This is a genomic window from Luteimicrobium sp. DT211, assembly GCF_049844995.1.
Lineage (GTDB): Bacteria > Actinomycetota > Actinomycetes > Actinomycetales > Cellulomonadaceae > Luteimicrobium.
Window position 1 is genome coordinate 39,149 of the sequence record NZ_JBNCMC010000012.1, and the last position, 13,650, is coordinate 52,798.

At 68.2% G+C, this 13,650-nt stretch carries 18 protein-coding genes and 1 pseudogene; 5 read left to right on the top strand and 14 right to left on the bottom strand.

The genetic code is table 11. The features are described 5' to 3' along the window. Positions 1–10: 10 nt before the first annotated feature. From ACLQ14_RS18005 to ACLQ14_RS18050, 10 genes and pseudogenes are all read right to left on the bottom strand, one after another. The gene (locus ACLQ14_RS18005) at positions 11–418 is read right to left on the bottom strand and encodes a hypothetical protein (protein WP_425815561.1); all 408 of its coding nucleotides are present in this window, start codon (positions 416–418) and stop codon (positions 11–13) included. 490 nt (positions 419–908) lie between these two features. Then, positions 909–1,571, bottom strand: coding sequence for a hypothetical protein (locus tag ACLQ14_RS18010; protein ID WP_425815563.1), 663 nt, complete (start codon positions 1,569–1,571; stop codon positions 909–911). Between the two features lie 448 nt (positions 1,572–2,019). Then, positions 2,020–3,336 carry a nucleotide-binding domain-containing protein gene (locus ACLQ14_RS18015; protein WP_425815565.1) on the bottom strand — a complete coding sequence of 439 codons (1,317 nt, stop codon included), beginning with the start codon at positions 3,334–3,336 and terminating at the stop codon, positions 2,020–2,022. A 2-nt stretch (positions 3,337–3,338) separates the two neighbouring features. After that, complete coding sequence (locus ACLQ14_RS18020) at positions 3,339–3,935, bottom strand: SLATT domain-containing protein (RefSeq protein ID WP_425815567.1); 597 nt, start codon at positions 3,933–3,935, stop codon at positions 3,339–3,341. A 201-nt stretch (positions 3,936–4,136) separates the two neighbouring features. After that, a pseudogene (locus ACLQ14_RS18025) lies at positions 4,137–4,340 on the bottom strand (DDE-type integrase/transposase/recombinase); the annotation flags it as partial. Positions 4,341–4,688: 348 nt separating this feature from the next. Then, positions 4,689–4,940, bottom strand: a complete 252-nt coding sequence (locus ACLQ14_RS18030; RefSeq protein WP_425815569.1) for a hypothetical protein — start codon at positions 4,938–4,940, stop codon at positions 4,689–4,691. A gap of 51 nt (positions 4,941–4,991) precedes the next feature. Beyond that, the gene (locus tag ACLQ14_RS18035; RefSeq protein ID WP_425815571.1) at positions 4,992–5,129 is read right to left on the bottom strand and encodes a hypothetical protein; all 138 of its coding nucleotides are present in this window, start codon (positions 5,127–5,129) and stop codon (positions 4,992–4,994) included. A gap of 44 nt (positions 5,130–5,173) precedes the next feature. After that, positions 5,174–5,503, bottom strand: a complete 330-nt coding sequence (locus ACLQ14_RS18040; protein WP_425815573.1) for a hypothetical protein — start codon at positions 5,501–5,503, stop codon at positions 5,174–5,176. A 70-nt stretch (positions 5,504–5,573) separates the two neighbouring features. Continuing rightward, positions 5,574–6,038 carry a hypothetical protein gene (locus ACLQ14_RS18045; protein WP_425815575.1) on the bottom strand — a complete coding sequence of 155 codons (465 nt, stop codon included), beginning with the start codon at positions 6,036–6,038 and terminating at the stop codon, positions 5,574–5,576. A gap of 625 nt (positions 6,039–6,663) precedes the next feature. Beyond that, positions 6,664–7,386, bottom strand: coding sequence for a recombinase family protein (locus ACLQ14_RS18050; RefSeq protein WP_425815643.1), 723 nt, complete (start codon positions 7,384–7,386; stop codon positions 6,664–6,666). Between the two features lie 153 nt (positions 7,387–7,539). On the opposite strand from ACLQ14_RS18050, the gene ACLQ14_RS18055 reads away from it, so the two are divergent. Beyond that, positions 7,540–8,148, top strand: a complete 609-nt coding sequence (locus ACLQ14_RS18055; protein WP_425815577.1) for a recombinase family protein — start codon at positions 7,540–7,542, stop codon at positions 8,146–8,148. A 201-nt stretch (positions 8,149–8,349) separates the two neighbouring features. Here the strand turns inward: ACLQ14_RS18055 and ACLQ14_RS18060 are convergent, their stop codons facing one another. The 4 genes from ACLQ14_RS18060 to ACLQ14_RS18075 form a co-directional block, all read right to left on the bottom strand. Then, positions 8,350–8,937 (bottom strand): DUF305 domain-containing protein, encoded by a 588-nt coding sequence (locus tag ACLQ14_RS18060; protein ID WP_425815579.1) that lies wholly within the window; start codon positions 8,935–8,937, stop codon positions 8,350–8,352. 93 nt (positions 8,938–9,030) lie between these two features. Continuing rightward, positions 9,031–9,501 carry a hypothetical protein gene (locus ACLQ14_RS18065; RefSeq protein ID WP_425815581.1) on the bottom strand — a complete coding sequence of 157 codons (471 nt, stop codon included), beginning with the start codon at positions 9,499–9,501 and terminating at the stop codon, positions 9,031–9,033. 89 nt (positions 9,502–9,590) lie between these two features. Further along, positions 9,591–9,944, bottom strand: a complete 354-nt coding sequence (locus tag ACLQ14_RS18070; protein ID WP_425815583.1) for a metal-sensitive transcriptional regulator — start codon at positions 9,942–9,944, stop codon at positions 9,591–9,593. A gap of 37 nt (positions 9,945–9,981) precedes the next feature. After that, positions 9,982–10,620, bottom strand: coding sequence for a hypothetical protein (locus ACLQ14_RS18075; RefSeq protein ID WP_425815585.1), 639 nt, complete (start codon positions 10,618–10,620; stop codon positions 9,982–9,984). A 153-nt stretch (positions 10,621–10,773) separates the two neighbouring features. Here ACLQ14_RS18075 and ACLQ14_RS18080 point away from each other — a divergent pair, with 153 nt between their 5' ends. The 4 genes from ACLQ14_RS18080 (at position 10,774) to ACLQ14_RS18095 (ending at position 13,650) form a co-directional block, all read left to right on the top strand. Then, positions 10,774–11,004 carry a heavy-metal-associated domain-containing protein gene (locus ACLQ14_RS18080; protein WP_425815587.1) on the top strand — a complete coding sequence of 77 codons (231 nt, stop codon included), beginning with the start codon at positions 10,774–10,776 and terminating at the stop codon, positions 11,002–11,004. A gap of 249 nt (positions 11,005–11,253) precedes the next feature. Then, complete coding sequence (locus ACLQ14_RS18085; RefSeq protein ID WP_425815589.1) at positions 11,254–11,604, top strand: NADH-quinone oxidoreductase subunit A; 351 nt, start codon at positions 11,254–11,256, stop codon at positions 11,602–11,604. Continuing rightward, positions 11,595–12,725 carry a hypothetical protein gene (locus tag ACLQ14_RS18090; RefSeq protein ID WP_425815591.1) on the top strand — a complete coding sequence of 377 codons (1,131 nt, stop codon included), beginning with the start codon at positions 11,595–11,597 and terminating at the stop codon, positions 12,723–12,725. The genes ACLQ14_RS18085 and ACLQ14_RS18090 overlap by 10 nt, the downstream gene beginning before the upstream one ends. After that, the gene (locus ACLQ14_RS18095) at positions 12,718–13,650 is read left to right on the top strand and encodes an NADH-quinone oxidoreductase subunit H (RefSeq protein WP_425815593.1); all 933 of its coding nucleotides are present in this window, start codon (positions 12,718–12,720) and stop codon (positions 13,648–13,650) included. Before ACLQ14_RS18090 ends, ACLQ14_RS18095 begins: the two co-directional genes overlap by 8 nt.

Below are 13,650 nucleotides of genomic sequence, written 5' to 3' on the forward strand. Positions count from 1 at the left end.
GTGGCGTGCGTCAGACCATGTTGATGGTGCTCACGAGAGAGTCCAGGGCCGTGTACGCGGCCGCGCGCCGCTCGGTCCGTGTCATCAGAGCGCACTCGCGGTACACCGCGGCGCCGTCGTACAGGCCCGCACGGGCCAGACGACGGAACTCCAGGCTCGCGGGACCCGGTTCGGCGTCGTACAGCGCGCTCGCTGGGAGACCGCCGAAGACCCGGTCGATCGCGATGCACGCGAGCTCGACCAACCGGGCCGTGAAGGCGGAGTCGGCCAGTAGGTCGCCCATGAAGACCGTCTGGCACGGGTAGCACCGGTCCACCGTCGCGCCGACGAGAGAGCCCAGGAGCGCGACGTCGACCGGGCACACCGGCGTCTCGAGGACGCTTGGCGGGAGCCCCGGCACGTGCGTGTGACCGCTCATGTGGGCATTGCACCACCGCCCCCCGACACGGCCACAACGCGCTAGGTTCTCGGAATGGCGAGGATTGTGCGGCCAGTCGAGGGCCGGGTCCGGATTTGGCTCCCTTTCCGCAAGGGATCCGGAAACTACGACCTGCTCAAGGAGATCTGCGGTGGCCTGACCCGACCGGAGTACAACCGGGACCTCAAGTGCTTCGAAGTGGCACGGACGCACCTGGCTGAGCTGATGGATCAGCTGCCGAACGCACTCGGGCAATCGGTCCAGGTGACGCTCCACGGAGCGTCGCAGACGAAGTGCGTCGGGGCATGCTGGAACGCGTCACCGCACACCGTCTGGGACTGCGTTTGCTCTTGTGCAGGCCGCTACCACGGCACGCGGACCCCTCCACCGAAGGATCTCGGCGGCGGTCTCGCTGTGGGGACCGACTACACCACCCATACCCTTACCCTCGCCCCGTAGCAGGGTCGGACGGGACCTAGTAGCTCGCTCGCTATGGCGACGGACGTACGGTGACCAGCGATGACGCGGTCTCGAGGCCACGAACCCAGGTCCCGGTCTCACGCGAGCGGATCTCGATCAGCTCGAGCATCCGGGCGAGGTCGTCGCCGAGGTTACGCGTGAAGATCGGCTCGTGGTGAGCCAGCCGGTTGCGCAGCTTGCGGATCGCGTCGAGGTCGGCGTAGATGCGGGCACGCAGCGAAGCCTCGGCGGTCCCGGCAGGCGCGTGAGGAAAGACGGTGAGGATGCGCCCGTCCCACAATCGGGTGTCGAACCTGGACGTGAACAGCCGCTGCCAGAACACGAACTTCAGCTCAGCCACCACCTTGCCGGGGGTGCTCTGGCGTTTCCGGGTTTCGATCAGATCTCGCCGCGGGTTGTAGGTACCCGAGTTGGTCAGGCTGAGCTCGAACGACTGGTTCCACGGCCACCGCGGCCCGTATACGGCGCTCAGCGCATCGCAGGCGGCGTTGCGCGTGGCGACTTCCGCGAAGTGTGCAGGGAGCATGAGCGCCGCCGAGATCTCCGCGTTCCACCCATACAGCTCCAGTGCGGCCCTAAGGTCGCCCCCGACAGCAACCCGATATGTCGACACTCGCGGCACCGACAACACGTCCTCGATCGGAGCTAGTTCGGCGGCGGTTGTGGGGAGCACGCCGCGAACGTACTACACTGGTGGTACGAGTCGTGAGCTACGTGGGCTTCGGCCTCCACTCGCGAACACAGGATCCACAAAGGGGCCCGAACCTTAGGTTCGGGCCCCTTTGCTGTGCGCCGATAAGCGACCGTATGTCACATTATGCCTGTTATGTCTCTTCAATGTTGCACGCGCCGAACCGGGCCCGACGGGCGAGGGGCCCGTCGGGCTAGGTGTGCTGCCCAGGCAGGTTGGTCAATCTCGTGATGGGCGCGACCTTGCCGATGGCCTGAGTGGGGTCGGTGGGCAGACGCGACGCCAAGCATGGTCTTCCCGGCCCCCGGGGGAACATGTCCTTAAACAGAGACATGGTGGAATCCGCGGAATCCTGCGGATCTCGGTGGCAGCCGAGCGAGCGTCAGAGTCCGGGCTGGGAGGAGACGGGGGTCCTGGCGTCCAGCCTCGCTCAGGCGTCCACGGTGGTCGCGATCGGCACGTCGATACGGTCTCGGGCGACCACGATCCCGTCCTTGATGATGTAGCACTCCACGATGTGCTCGCCGCGAAAGTCCGAGTGTTCCTGGCGGATGCCGGGGGCAGTCGAGTCGATGATCTCGCCACGGATCATCCGCCGACGCTCTGCCGCCGGGCCCTGGTTGAGCACCTTCCACTTCACCGCGTACGGCTCGGGGACCGAGCAGCTGGTGATCTGGAACTTCAGCCGCTTGCCGGCCATGAGCGGAACGCCGGCACGGCCCATCACGCGCAGCCACAGCGGTCGCCAACCGTCCTGGGTGACCTCGCAGTCGATCGAGACGGTCTCGGAGATGTCGACCAGGTACTGGTCCTCGATGAACTCCTCGGCGACGTGGTCGTGGCGTCCGGCGAAGGCCGAGGCCCTGAGCGCGGCCTCGGTGACCGTGAGCGGCACGCTGGTGCCGAAGACCTCTCGCCACTTCTTGACCGCCGCGGTCTTGCCCTCGTTCTCGATCGCGTTCACGCAGCGGTTGTAGGCCTTCTTCGCCTTGGCCTGGAACTTGGCCTTGACGTGGACGCGCTGGTGGCTGCCGAGCGCCAGGTAGTAGTCCTTTTCCGGCTCGTCCTTGAGGAACTCGAAGAAGTCCCGTGACATCAGGTCGAACGAGTCGGTGCCGGCCGCGTCGTACTCGTCGGTCTGGGCGAAGAAGTTGTAGACCAGCGTGTCGATGACCAGGCCGCCGATGTTCACGCCGTTCGCGTTCTTCCAGGCCCGTGTCATCCGGGCGAGGTGGCGCATGTTCGTCGAGGTGACGTCGTTGCACGCCTTCGTCGCGGCGATCTCCTCACGGGGCTTGGTGATCTTCCACTTCTCAGCCTTGGTGTCCGGGTAGCTGAAGCTGCCGTCGGTGTTGTCGAACGCCGGCTGGACCTCGAACTTGAACCTGTTGGACGTGAACTGCACCCGCACGACGCACTGGTCGACTCGGACCTCAGTGTTGGGGTACCGCGCCTTGAGCACGTCGCGCACACGCTCGAGCATCCGGCGTGGCCCGTTGGCGTCGCTGTAGTCGTCGCGCAGTCCCGGCGGCAGGATGAAGATCATGTCGAGGTCGGAGATGGACTTGATCGCCGTGTGCCGTCCGAACGAGCCGATCATCATCCGGTAGTCGGTGCAGCCGTCCTTCGCCCGGAAGTTCTTGTTCAGGGCCTTGGTGATCTCGTCCCGCCGGGCCCGGACGGTCGCGACCTTCTCCCCTACCTTGAGGTTCGCCAGCAGGCCGTCGAAGATCTCGTAGGTCTCCATGGTCAGGCCTCGCCTTCATTGAGCCGCAGCGCCTCGGGGAGCAGAAGGTCGAGCTCGCGGGAGGAGAAGGTGAGCTCTTCGTTGTTCTTCAGGCCGTCCTGCGCGCGGCCGTAGGCCTTGCTGCTGGTGCGCGGTGCACCGGCGTAGATCTCGCGGCAGGTGTCCTGCAGCTCGTCGCGGCGAGTCCGTGCGTCCGCGTCCGAGACCGTCCCGGCCATCAGGTCGGTAATCAGCGAGATGTACGACTCGCGCACGTCCCACAGTCGAGACGCGGTGTCGCGGTGCGCTTCGGCCTCCTCGTGGAACCGGAACGTCTTCGCCCCAAGCGTCACCCACGTGACCAGGACGGCGACGGAAGACGTCACCAGGCCGGTCACCGTCGTGTCGGCGAAGTTACTCACCACCGCGACCAGGAACGTGCCCGAGCTGATCGCGGTCAGCCCGACGAGCATTCCCTGCTGCCAGCGGTGCTTGCGGAAGCAGATGTCCGCCTGCTTCTCGTGCGTCTTGTGGCTGTACGCCACACGCCCGAAGGCCTCGCGTACCTGGGCGAGCAGGTACCGGTCGCGGCCGGCGGCCGCGGCATCCTCGTCGGTCAACTCGCTCCGATCACTCCCGGACAGTCGAAGCGCACGCGACCAGCGAGTGCACCTGCTGAGAGTATGGCGAAGACCACCGACACCACGGAATAGATGGCTCGAGTTTCAGCCAGAACTGGAGTACGGCGACGGCTAGGACGTCTGTCCTTCGGCGAGCTTCTTGCCCATGGCGGCCTGGTACTCGGGCGAGTAGTCGTCGTCCCACAGCCCCATGTCCAGGGCGTCGAGGGCGAGCTCGGTGTGCATGGTCGTGCTCACCTGCCAGCCCACGACGTAGCGGGAGAACACGTCCAGGACGAATGCGGCGTAGACCCAGCCGGCGTGGGTGCGGATGTAGGTGATGTCCGCGACCCAGAGCCGGTTCGGTGCATCAGCGGCGAAGTCGCGTTCGACCAGGTCCGCCGGCCGGGCCGTCTCTCACCCTGACTCACCGTCGTGCGCGTGGTCCCTCCCGCGCAGACCCTGCCCCCGCATCAGCCGCTCCACCCTCACCCTTCCTGGCTTGAGAGCCTCCACCGAACCCGGGGCGATTCACTCGCCAGAGCACGCGCGCTCCTGTAGAGGTCGCGGACTACCAGGGGCTGCCGAGGACGCCCGCGGCGTCCCGCGCAGCGCCGCCGAGTTCAAGGCCGTCACGGAGACGAGCTTGACCAGCGAGCCTAAAGCTACGAACGGCCCCCACCAGCAGCAACACTGATCCGATAAGCGGGGTTATGACACGCTATGCCCGCTTTGACCGGCTTGGAAGGTCGATCACCGTCGCCGTCGGCGCATCGTCGCCTCCCCTTCCTCGAGCTCGTCGGCGACCCAGGCGGGGAGCTCGTCCGGCGCGTACCGCAGCGCTGCGCGCGGTGAGACCCCGAGCAGGCCGGCGGACCGCTCGACCCGCGCGTTGAGTGCCCTGTCGACGGCCGCGGCGTCGACGTCGACGCCGCGGCGCACGAGCTCGGCCTCCACCGCGGCCGCGAGCTCACCCAGCCGGGGCGTGCGACGAGTCAGGGCCATGCCCTCACGGTGCCACGCGACCTGACCCTCTGCAGGGCAGGTGCAGGCGGGTCACCGGTGCGGCTGCCACCGGCTCTCGGCGTCGTCGGCCCGGTAGTACATGACCCGGTCCCTCGTGCCGAGCTGGGCGTCGATCTGCGCGACCGCGTCCTCGTAGCTTGCTGCGTCGACGACGACGTCGCGCGGCACCTGCTGCCCCTCAGTAGGACCCGGTCCGACCCTGGCTTGCACGATCATCGCTGGGCCCTTTGGAAGATCTCGCTTGCCGGCGGCACGCGACGGCCGGCGTCGAGGCGGTTGATCCACGCCCGCACGCGGGGCTCGGTCTTGGCGTCGACGACGACGTCGACCGCGCCGGCGATGTCGGCGACGGTCTGGTGGGCGAGCTCGTCGGCGAGCCGCATCGTGAGCTCGCTGAGGTAGTCGATGGCGTAGCGATAGCGGGGCTCTGCGTCGTACTTGCGCTGCCACGCACCGATCAGCCCCTGGCGAATGATGCGCGCTCGATCGTGATCGGGGACGTGCTCAGCGATCGTGGGGTGGTACGGGTCGAGGGGCTGCATCAACCCATCTTCGTACACATGTTCGATCAGGCGCTAGCCTGTCGATTCCACGTCGACCGCCCGCCGGTACCTACTGGTCGGCCGACCGTGCGGCTTGGCCGGCTCGGCGGGCAGCGAGGCCGGCGTCCCGGCAGGTGCGGCAGCGCCGCCTGCCGTCCGACGGGTACACGAGCGTGTTTTCGTCGTCGTACGGGTGCCCGCGCGGGCAGCGGGTCTTGGCGCGCTGGTGGGCGCCGGCGAGGTTCTCGGCCGAGCCGTGGCGCAGGTGTCGCTGGTAGTGCGCGTTGCACATGCCCTGCCTCGTCGCGTCCGCGTCGCACCCGTCGACGCTGCACGGCGTAGCCACGGCCGGGCGGGGTTCGTCCCAGGCTCGGATGGTCCGTCGGATCTCGTCGGCCTGCTCGTCCGTGAACAACCACTCACCCTCCCAGCGACGCCACCGGCGCCGCCTGGCGATCTTCGTGATGCGGCCCTGGTCGGCTCCGAGCTCGTCCGCGAGTTGTCGTGAGGTCCACACGGTGAACAAGGGTTCCACAGTCCAGCACCGAACAGGTGATCGAACTCCGCTACCGTTCGCCTCCGTGGTGAGAGCAAGCACCCTGTTTCCCGCCGGAGTAGGAGATCCATCCGTCGACGCATTCGACGGGGTATCCGTGCGTGGCGCTGGGCAAGGTCGGGAGGTCACTGGGGTCCGCGGGATCGAACTGCTTGATGACGTACGCCCAGAGCGGGGGGCACGTCTTCTTGGACTTGAGGCAGGCAGCACGCTGGGCCTTGGCACGGGCTTGCTGCTTGAGCGCATGCTTCAGGTCGACCGCAAAGTCCTGAGGCTCGACGGTCTCGGTCTCACTCTTCAGCGGCACGGGCGGGAGCGAGGGCATGGGCGTTGGCGTGGAAGTCATGGCCTGCGTGGCAGAAGTCGTCACGGGCTGAGGCCTCGTGGTCGCGGTTGTGCAGCCCGTGAGCAGCGCGAGGGCGCACCCAACTAGAACGGCGCAAGCCCGGACCCGGGCGGCGTTCACGTTCCGATCATATCGACACCGGCTACGTCGTCGGGGCGGACCCACCGGGTGATCTCGCGGCAACAGGGCAGGGCGCGCGCAGGCCCCGGTCGTGGTGTGCAGGGGGGTCACGTCACGAGCGGGGCCTGGGACCTGATGCTAGACGGCGGCACTGACATCGGTGGTCCGGGGGACGTGTCGGCGGATGCTCGACTCGGAGACGCCGAGCACGCGGGCGACGGACGCGAGCGGTTGGCCGTCGTCGAGCGCGGAGCGCGCCGCGGCGATCTTCTCCTGGGTCATGACGCGGGGCCGGCCGCCGACGCGGCCGCGGGCGCGAGCGGCGGCGAGGCCGTCGAGGGTGCGTTCGCGGATGAGGTCGGCCTCCATCTGGGCCATCGCGGCGAGGACGTGGACGACGAACCGGCCGGCCGGCGTCGCGGTGTCCAGTGCCTCGGTGAGCGAGCGGAGCGTGACGCCGCGCTCGTCGAGGTCGCGGACCAGGCCGGCGAGGTGTGCCGCGGAGCGCCCGAGGCGATCGAGGCGGACGACGACGAGCGTGTCGCCGCCGCGCAGCTGCTCGAGGAGCGCCGTGAGCTCGGGGCGGTCGTCTCGTCTCCCGGACCCGGTCTCGCGGACGATCCAGCGCTCGTCGGCGCCGGCGCCCACGAGCGCATCGATCTGGCCGTCGAGGCTCTGCGCCGCAGTGGAGACTCGCGTGTACCCGAAGAGGTCCCATGCGGCCCGACGGTAGCGAAAACGTCCCGCCGGCCTTGTGACCGGCGGGACGTTTTGAGAGGGGTTTTTGACCGGCGCGCCGTTCGGCGTGTCGCTGTGGAGTTGATCGCTCGGTGGCGGCTTCTTGTGATCGCAGACCAGCAGGAGCTGTCAGCCGGCACTGTCGCATAAGGCGATCCCCTACCGAGACACCCTGCGGCGACTTCGGCGGCCAGGCGGCGGCTGGCCTCAACGTGTCTCGCTAGACCCGCCCGCAAATGTGCCCGGTGAAGGCCGGCTATCTGTGACACTTCCGTCATGACTGCGACGCTCATCGGGTACGCACGCTGCTCGACCGCCGACCAAGACCTCACCGCCCAACGCCAGGCCTTGGAGGCGATGGGCGTCGCCCCGCGACGCGTCTACGTCGACCAGGGCATGACGGGCACGAACCGTGACCGGCCTGGCCTGCGCGAGGCACTGGCAGCAACCAGGGCCGGAGACACACTGGCGGTGACGAAGCTCGACCGGCTCGCCCGCTCGATCCGCGATGCGCGCGACATCGTCGACGAACTCACCACCCACGGCGTCCGGCTGCAGATCGGCGGCACGGTCCACGATCCGAACGATCCCGTCGGCCGGCTGCTGCTGAACGTGCTTGCGATGGTCGCCGAGTTCGAAGCCGACCTGATCCGCGCCCGCACTCGCGAGGGCATGGCGATCGCGAAGGCCAAGGGCAAGCTCAAGGGCCGCAAGCCCAAGCTCACCCCGACACAGGAGAAGCACCTGGTCGGGCTCCACGTGGCCGGCGAGCACACCTCTGCAGAGATCGCTGAACTCTTCGGCGTCTCCCGCGCCACCGTTTACCGCGCGGTTGGCCGGGCGGGCTCGAACGGGACGAGCGTTAGGCGGGATTCGTCAATCTGACCGGACCGCCATGTAGCGAGCACAGGACCCCGCCACCGAGCGATCAACTCCACAGTGTCGCTGGCGGCGACGAGACCGCCAGAAACGGTCGTTTCTCACTCCGGTCGGAAGGAGGTCCTGCGAGCTTCGAAAGCGGCCGCGAGAGCGCACCGCATCGCGGGCGGCGGTGGAGAGAGACGCCCACCGCCGCCCGCGACCTGGTCACATGGACGAAAGCATGTCCTGCATCTGGGTGATCTGCTCGGTCTGGCTCGACACGATCGACTTCGCCATCGCGACGGCGTCGGTGTTCTTGCCCTTGTCGACTTCGGCCTTGGCCATGTCGACGGCGCTGGTGTGGTGCTCGACCATCTGCTGCAGGAACAGCTGCCCGGCATCGGTCGCGGAGGCGGTGTCGAGGGCGGTCATGTCGGAGTCGGACATCATGCCTGACATGGAATGATCCATGCCAGACATGCTGTTCGCCGCGTCCCAGTCCTTCAGCCAACCGGTGAGCTTGGTGATCTCGGGCTGCTGCTCCGTCTTGATCTGCTTGGCAAGGGTGACGACGTCGGGGTCCACGCCGTCGCCCTTCTTCAGGAGCATGTCGCTCATTTCGATGGCCTGCTCGTGGTGCGGCAACATTCCCTGCGCGAACATCACGTCCTGGTCGTTGTGCGCGGACGCGGACGACGACGCGGATGCGGATGAAGGCAAGTCGTCGGCAGAGGTTGAGCCGGTGGAGCAGCCAGCGAGGCCGATGGTGAGCGCGGCGGCGGTGGTCGCGAGAGTGATCTTGCTGCGGTTCATCAGAACGATTCCTTGGGTCGATGACGGCAGGCGGGCAGAAGCCCGCCCGGTTTCCGGGTGTGGGGCGCGTCGAACAGGCCCCGAGGAATCGGCTTACGTCCGAAGGATCTGCAGCGCAGTGAGCGACGGCGGTCGCGGCACCGCGACACGGCGGGGAACCTGGGCGGCGAGGGCGATCAGGCGGGCGAGGAGATGCAGCAGACCTCCGGCGCGTACAGGGTGGAGCGCCCACGCGAACAGGGCGATGACGATCACGCACGCCATTCCCATCCCGGCGCACATCAGCTCGCGGGGCCCGGCGCTGCCGACCCCCATCGCGGTGAGTACGGGCACGGTGGCGCGCGTCGGCGCTGCAGCGTTGCCTGCAAAGCTCCCGAGTGCCGCGTGCTCGTCGGTGGTGTGGCCGCCATTCGATACGCCGATGGCCGTGCCGGTGTGCGCAGCGTGCTCATCTGCGCCGATGACGCTGTGCATCAGCACGGTTCCGAGGATGAGCAGCAGCAACGCTAGGACCGTGGTGCCCGAGGTGAGCAGCCGGCGGCAGCCGGTTGTGGTGGTGGTCATGACGGTTTCGATGCAATCAGGTCGATGGTGCGAACGGACCGAGGCGGCGTCCCGCGGTGGGGTAGCGCGCGTCGGCGAGGCAACGGCGCTCAGGAGCGAACCAGGCGTGCGATCGCGTCGGAGGCTTCTCGGATCTTCTCCTCAGCGGCGGTACCGCCTTCCGCGACGGCCTCGACGACGCAGTGCGTGAGGTGGTCGTTGAGGAGCCCAAGTGCGACGGACTGCAGGGCCTTCGTCATCGCGGACACCTGGGTGAGGATGTCGATGCAGTACTGCTCGTCATCGACCATCCGCTGGAGGCCTCGCGCCTGACCCTCGATGCGCTTCAGGCGCTTGAGGTAGTCGTCCCTCGCGCTGATGTAGCCATGGTGGTGCGGGGCCGTTTCGGCTTCATCAGCGCCGGCGTCATCCGGGCCGGTCGTGGGGGCCGTGGCACTGATCATCGGTCTCTCCTCGGTACGCGGACGACGGTCGCGGCGTTCATTCGGCGTTCGCCCAGGTGGACGTCGCCGGCGCCGCCGGCTGGGTGCTGCCGCGAGTGATGACCACGGCGATGTCTTGGTGGTCCTGCAGGCGCACGTTCGGGAACGCGGTCGTGACCAGCTTGCCGTCGACGAACACGGCCACGTGGCGGCCGTTCCGCCCGTCGACGTAGCCGCCAACTCGATCCGTACCGAGCGCGACGCCCCACTCGGCGAACACCTGCCCGAGCGTGAACGTCGCCACCTTCGGTGACTCGACGTGCACGATGCCGGAGGTGTCGTGGGTGTGCAGCGGTGACATGCCGCCTGCAGCCGGGTCGACACCGAGGTTGGCCGGCACCTCCACCGAGCTCCCATCGACGCTCACGGTGAGGTGCTGGTGGATGTGCAACGCAGCGCCCTCCATCGGCGCGACCCGGAGGCCGGATGCTTTCGCCCGTGCGGCCGGGTCGGTCGGTGCCGGCCAGGGCGGCGCGCTCGTGGCGCCCTTCGGCGCAGGCTTCCCCCCGGGGTTGGTCACAGCGACGGCGGTGACAGCGGTCACGATCGCGAGGCCGAGGATGCCGCTCCCGACGACGAGCCACAGCCGCTGGACCCGGCGTCGCTGCTCAACGGCAGCGCCTGCGGCCGTGTTCACGCGGGCAGTGTCGTGGTGGTCGGTCTTGGCTTTCATCGTGTCCTGACTCTCGCAAGCCCGGGTCCGAGAACAGCATCCGCCAGCCTGCGGGTGACGTTGTAACGGTACCCCCCTAAGGTATCAAGTGGGCCTGCCCGACGAAAGGACGACGTGATGAGCGAGCAGTTGACGACGACCAGCTACGGCATCGATGGCATGACCTGCGGTCACTGTGTGATGAGCGTCGATGAGGCGCTCACCGAACTTCCGGGGGTGACTGGGGTGTCCGTCGAGCTCGTCGCCGGCGGCCGGTCCACGGCAACCGTGACGAGCGCGCGGCCCCTCGACCATGGCGCCGTTGAAGCGGCTGTGACAGAGGCTGGGTACTCGCTGGCGGCATCCTGAGCGTGCGATCAACAGCAACCCGCTCTGTGCCCGCCCGTCAACTTTGTCGCGATCCCACCTGCGGTGGTCGACCTGATGACGATCAGGGGGGCGCCGTTCTAGCCCCGTTCTCGGCGTTCGTCGTCGGTCATGGCCACCGGCTCCGAACGTTCTGATCCGGCGCACCAAAAGGCACCGAATCGCCTTCAACCTATACTCGCCGATAGTACCCCTCTGGGGTATTCGAGATTGCGAAGGAGATCGAATCGGGTGTCCGCGTACATCACCATCGGGATCGTGCTCGGCGTCGCGCTGCTCGGCATCGCCGCCCTGGTGCTGGTGTCGCGAGCGATGACGGTCGCCCCGGTTCGCAAGGAGGTGCTGCCGTTCGGATCTGGGTGGGATCTCCAGGAGCACGCACTCTCGCGCTTCCACACCCGCTGGTACCCGATGACGCTGGTGTTCCTCGCGTTCGACGTGGAGATGCTGTTCATGTACCCGTGGGCCGTCGTGGTTGCGCAGATGGGCGCGGAGGCGGTCATCGAGATGTTCGTCTTCCTCGGGGTCCTCGTGGCGGGTGTGGTCTGGGCCTGGCGCGAGGGTGCGTTCCGATGGGTGTGAACACGGATCGACGCCGTCGCCCGATGCATGTGCTCCTCGTCGAGGTGCCCGGCAACGGTGCGTTTCGGATGGGGCTCGAAGCCGCGGCCGCGGCCGGCGGTCACGTTTTCGCGGTCCACCCGGCGGAGAGCGACGTGCTGTTCGTGTGCGGAACACCAGGACCAGAGATGCGTACCGTCATCGACCGCGTCTGGGATCAGATGCCTTACCCCAAGCACCGGGCCACGCTCGCCGGTCTCGACGAGATCGGCGCCGTCCTCACGACCGCCCAGGACGCACTCGCGGACCGACGTGCACAGCGGTCTGCCGCCCTCGAGGACGCGGCCGACCACACCGGTGGTCAAGACCTCGACGATCACCGGCCCGACGACGAGGAGCCGAACCACGAGCACCCGGACCACGCTGACGAATCGATGCACGACCACGACATGACAATGGGCGGTCACGACCAGATGTCGATGGATCACATGTCGATGAGCGGGCCGGGGGGCTATCCGCTGGCCGACGGCGCTGCCGACCGGGACGGCCTGGAGATGGATGTGCTGCATCGGCGGCTCGGCCCGATCCTGCCGTCCTGGCCCCCCGGCGTCGTCCTGGACGTGACGCTCGCCGGAGACACCATCACCCACGCCTCGGCCTCGATGATCGACATCACTGATCACGGGCGTGCGGATCCGCAGGGCGTGGCGGCCGTCGCACTCGACCAGGCCGCCCAGGTGCTGACGGTTGCCGGATGGGCCGCTGCGGCGGCACGGACGCTCCGCGTGCGGGACCTCGCCGTGGCGGGGCACCGCGACCGGGCGCGAAAGCTCATCCGGCCGCTGCGCCGCCGAATCGAGCGATCCGTCGCGCTCCGCTGGTCGCTGCGCGGCCTCCAGGTCCGGCCCGCCGTCGAGGTCCGCACCGTTCTACTCGCTCGCCTCGAGCGCGCAGAAGCGAGCCTCAGTGGACGCCGGTCCGAGCCGGAACCGACGACGACCGTGGACGATATTCCGGCGCTCGTCGAGGGACGCGACATCGGCAGCGCCCGCCTCGTCGTCGCGGCACTCACCGTGCACACCGGCAGTTGGACGGACACCACCGACCAGGGCATCACGACGAGACGACACCACCATGCTTGATGTCGGAGGCGCCCTGTGGGCCGTCGTCCTGCCTGGCGTCGTCGTCGTCCTCGCGATGGCGGCCGCCAGCGGCAACGCCGCCCTGGTGGCACGGGACCGCGGGACACCGGTGCGCGCTGCAGCTCTCTCACCGATCCGGGAGACGGGCCGGCTCCTTCGCCAGCAGCGTCGTTCCGTCCTCGGTGCCGATCCCCTGCTGTGGCGGATCGGCGGGTCCGGGCTCGTCGCAGCCGCGTTCATCGCCGCCCTCGCCGTCCCCGTCGGGAACCTGGCGCCGCTGGACATCCCGGTCGGCGTGGTGTGGTTCAACGCCGTCGACGTCTCTCTCTGGGCCTTGTGGTGGCTCCTCGGCTGGGGCAGCAACAGCGTGTACCCGCTGATCGGCGGCTACCGGTTCCTGGCGCAGGCCCTGGCGTACGAGATCCCGCTGATGTTCGCCCTGACCGCCCCCGCGATCGGTGCGGAGAGCCTCCGGTTGACCGACGTGGTCACGGCGCAGCAACCGGTGTGGTTCGCCCTGACGATGCCAGTCGCGTTCGTCGTCTACTGCGCCTCCGTCACGGCGTTCTCCGCGTGGGGTCCGTTCTCCGTTCCTGCCGGCGCGGACATCGCAGGCGGTGTCCTCGGGGAGCTCTCCGGAGTCGATCGTCTGCTCGTCCTCGCCGGCAGGTGGTGCCTCCTCGTCGCGGGTGCCGCCTTCGCCGTGCCGATGTTCCTCGGCGGTGGTGCTGGTCCGCTCCTCCCGTCGGCGTTGTGGGTGCTGGTCAAGACGTGTGCGCTCCTGGTGGTGTTCCTGCTGCTCGGTCGCGCGATGCCCGCGGTCTGGCCGCAGCGGCTCGCGGAGCTCGGCTGGGTCGTCGTGCTGCCGCTGGTGCTGCTGCAGCTGCTGGTCACGTCGGTGCTGGCCGTGACGGGAAAGGGGTGA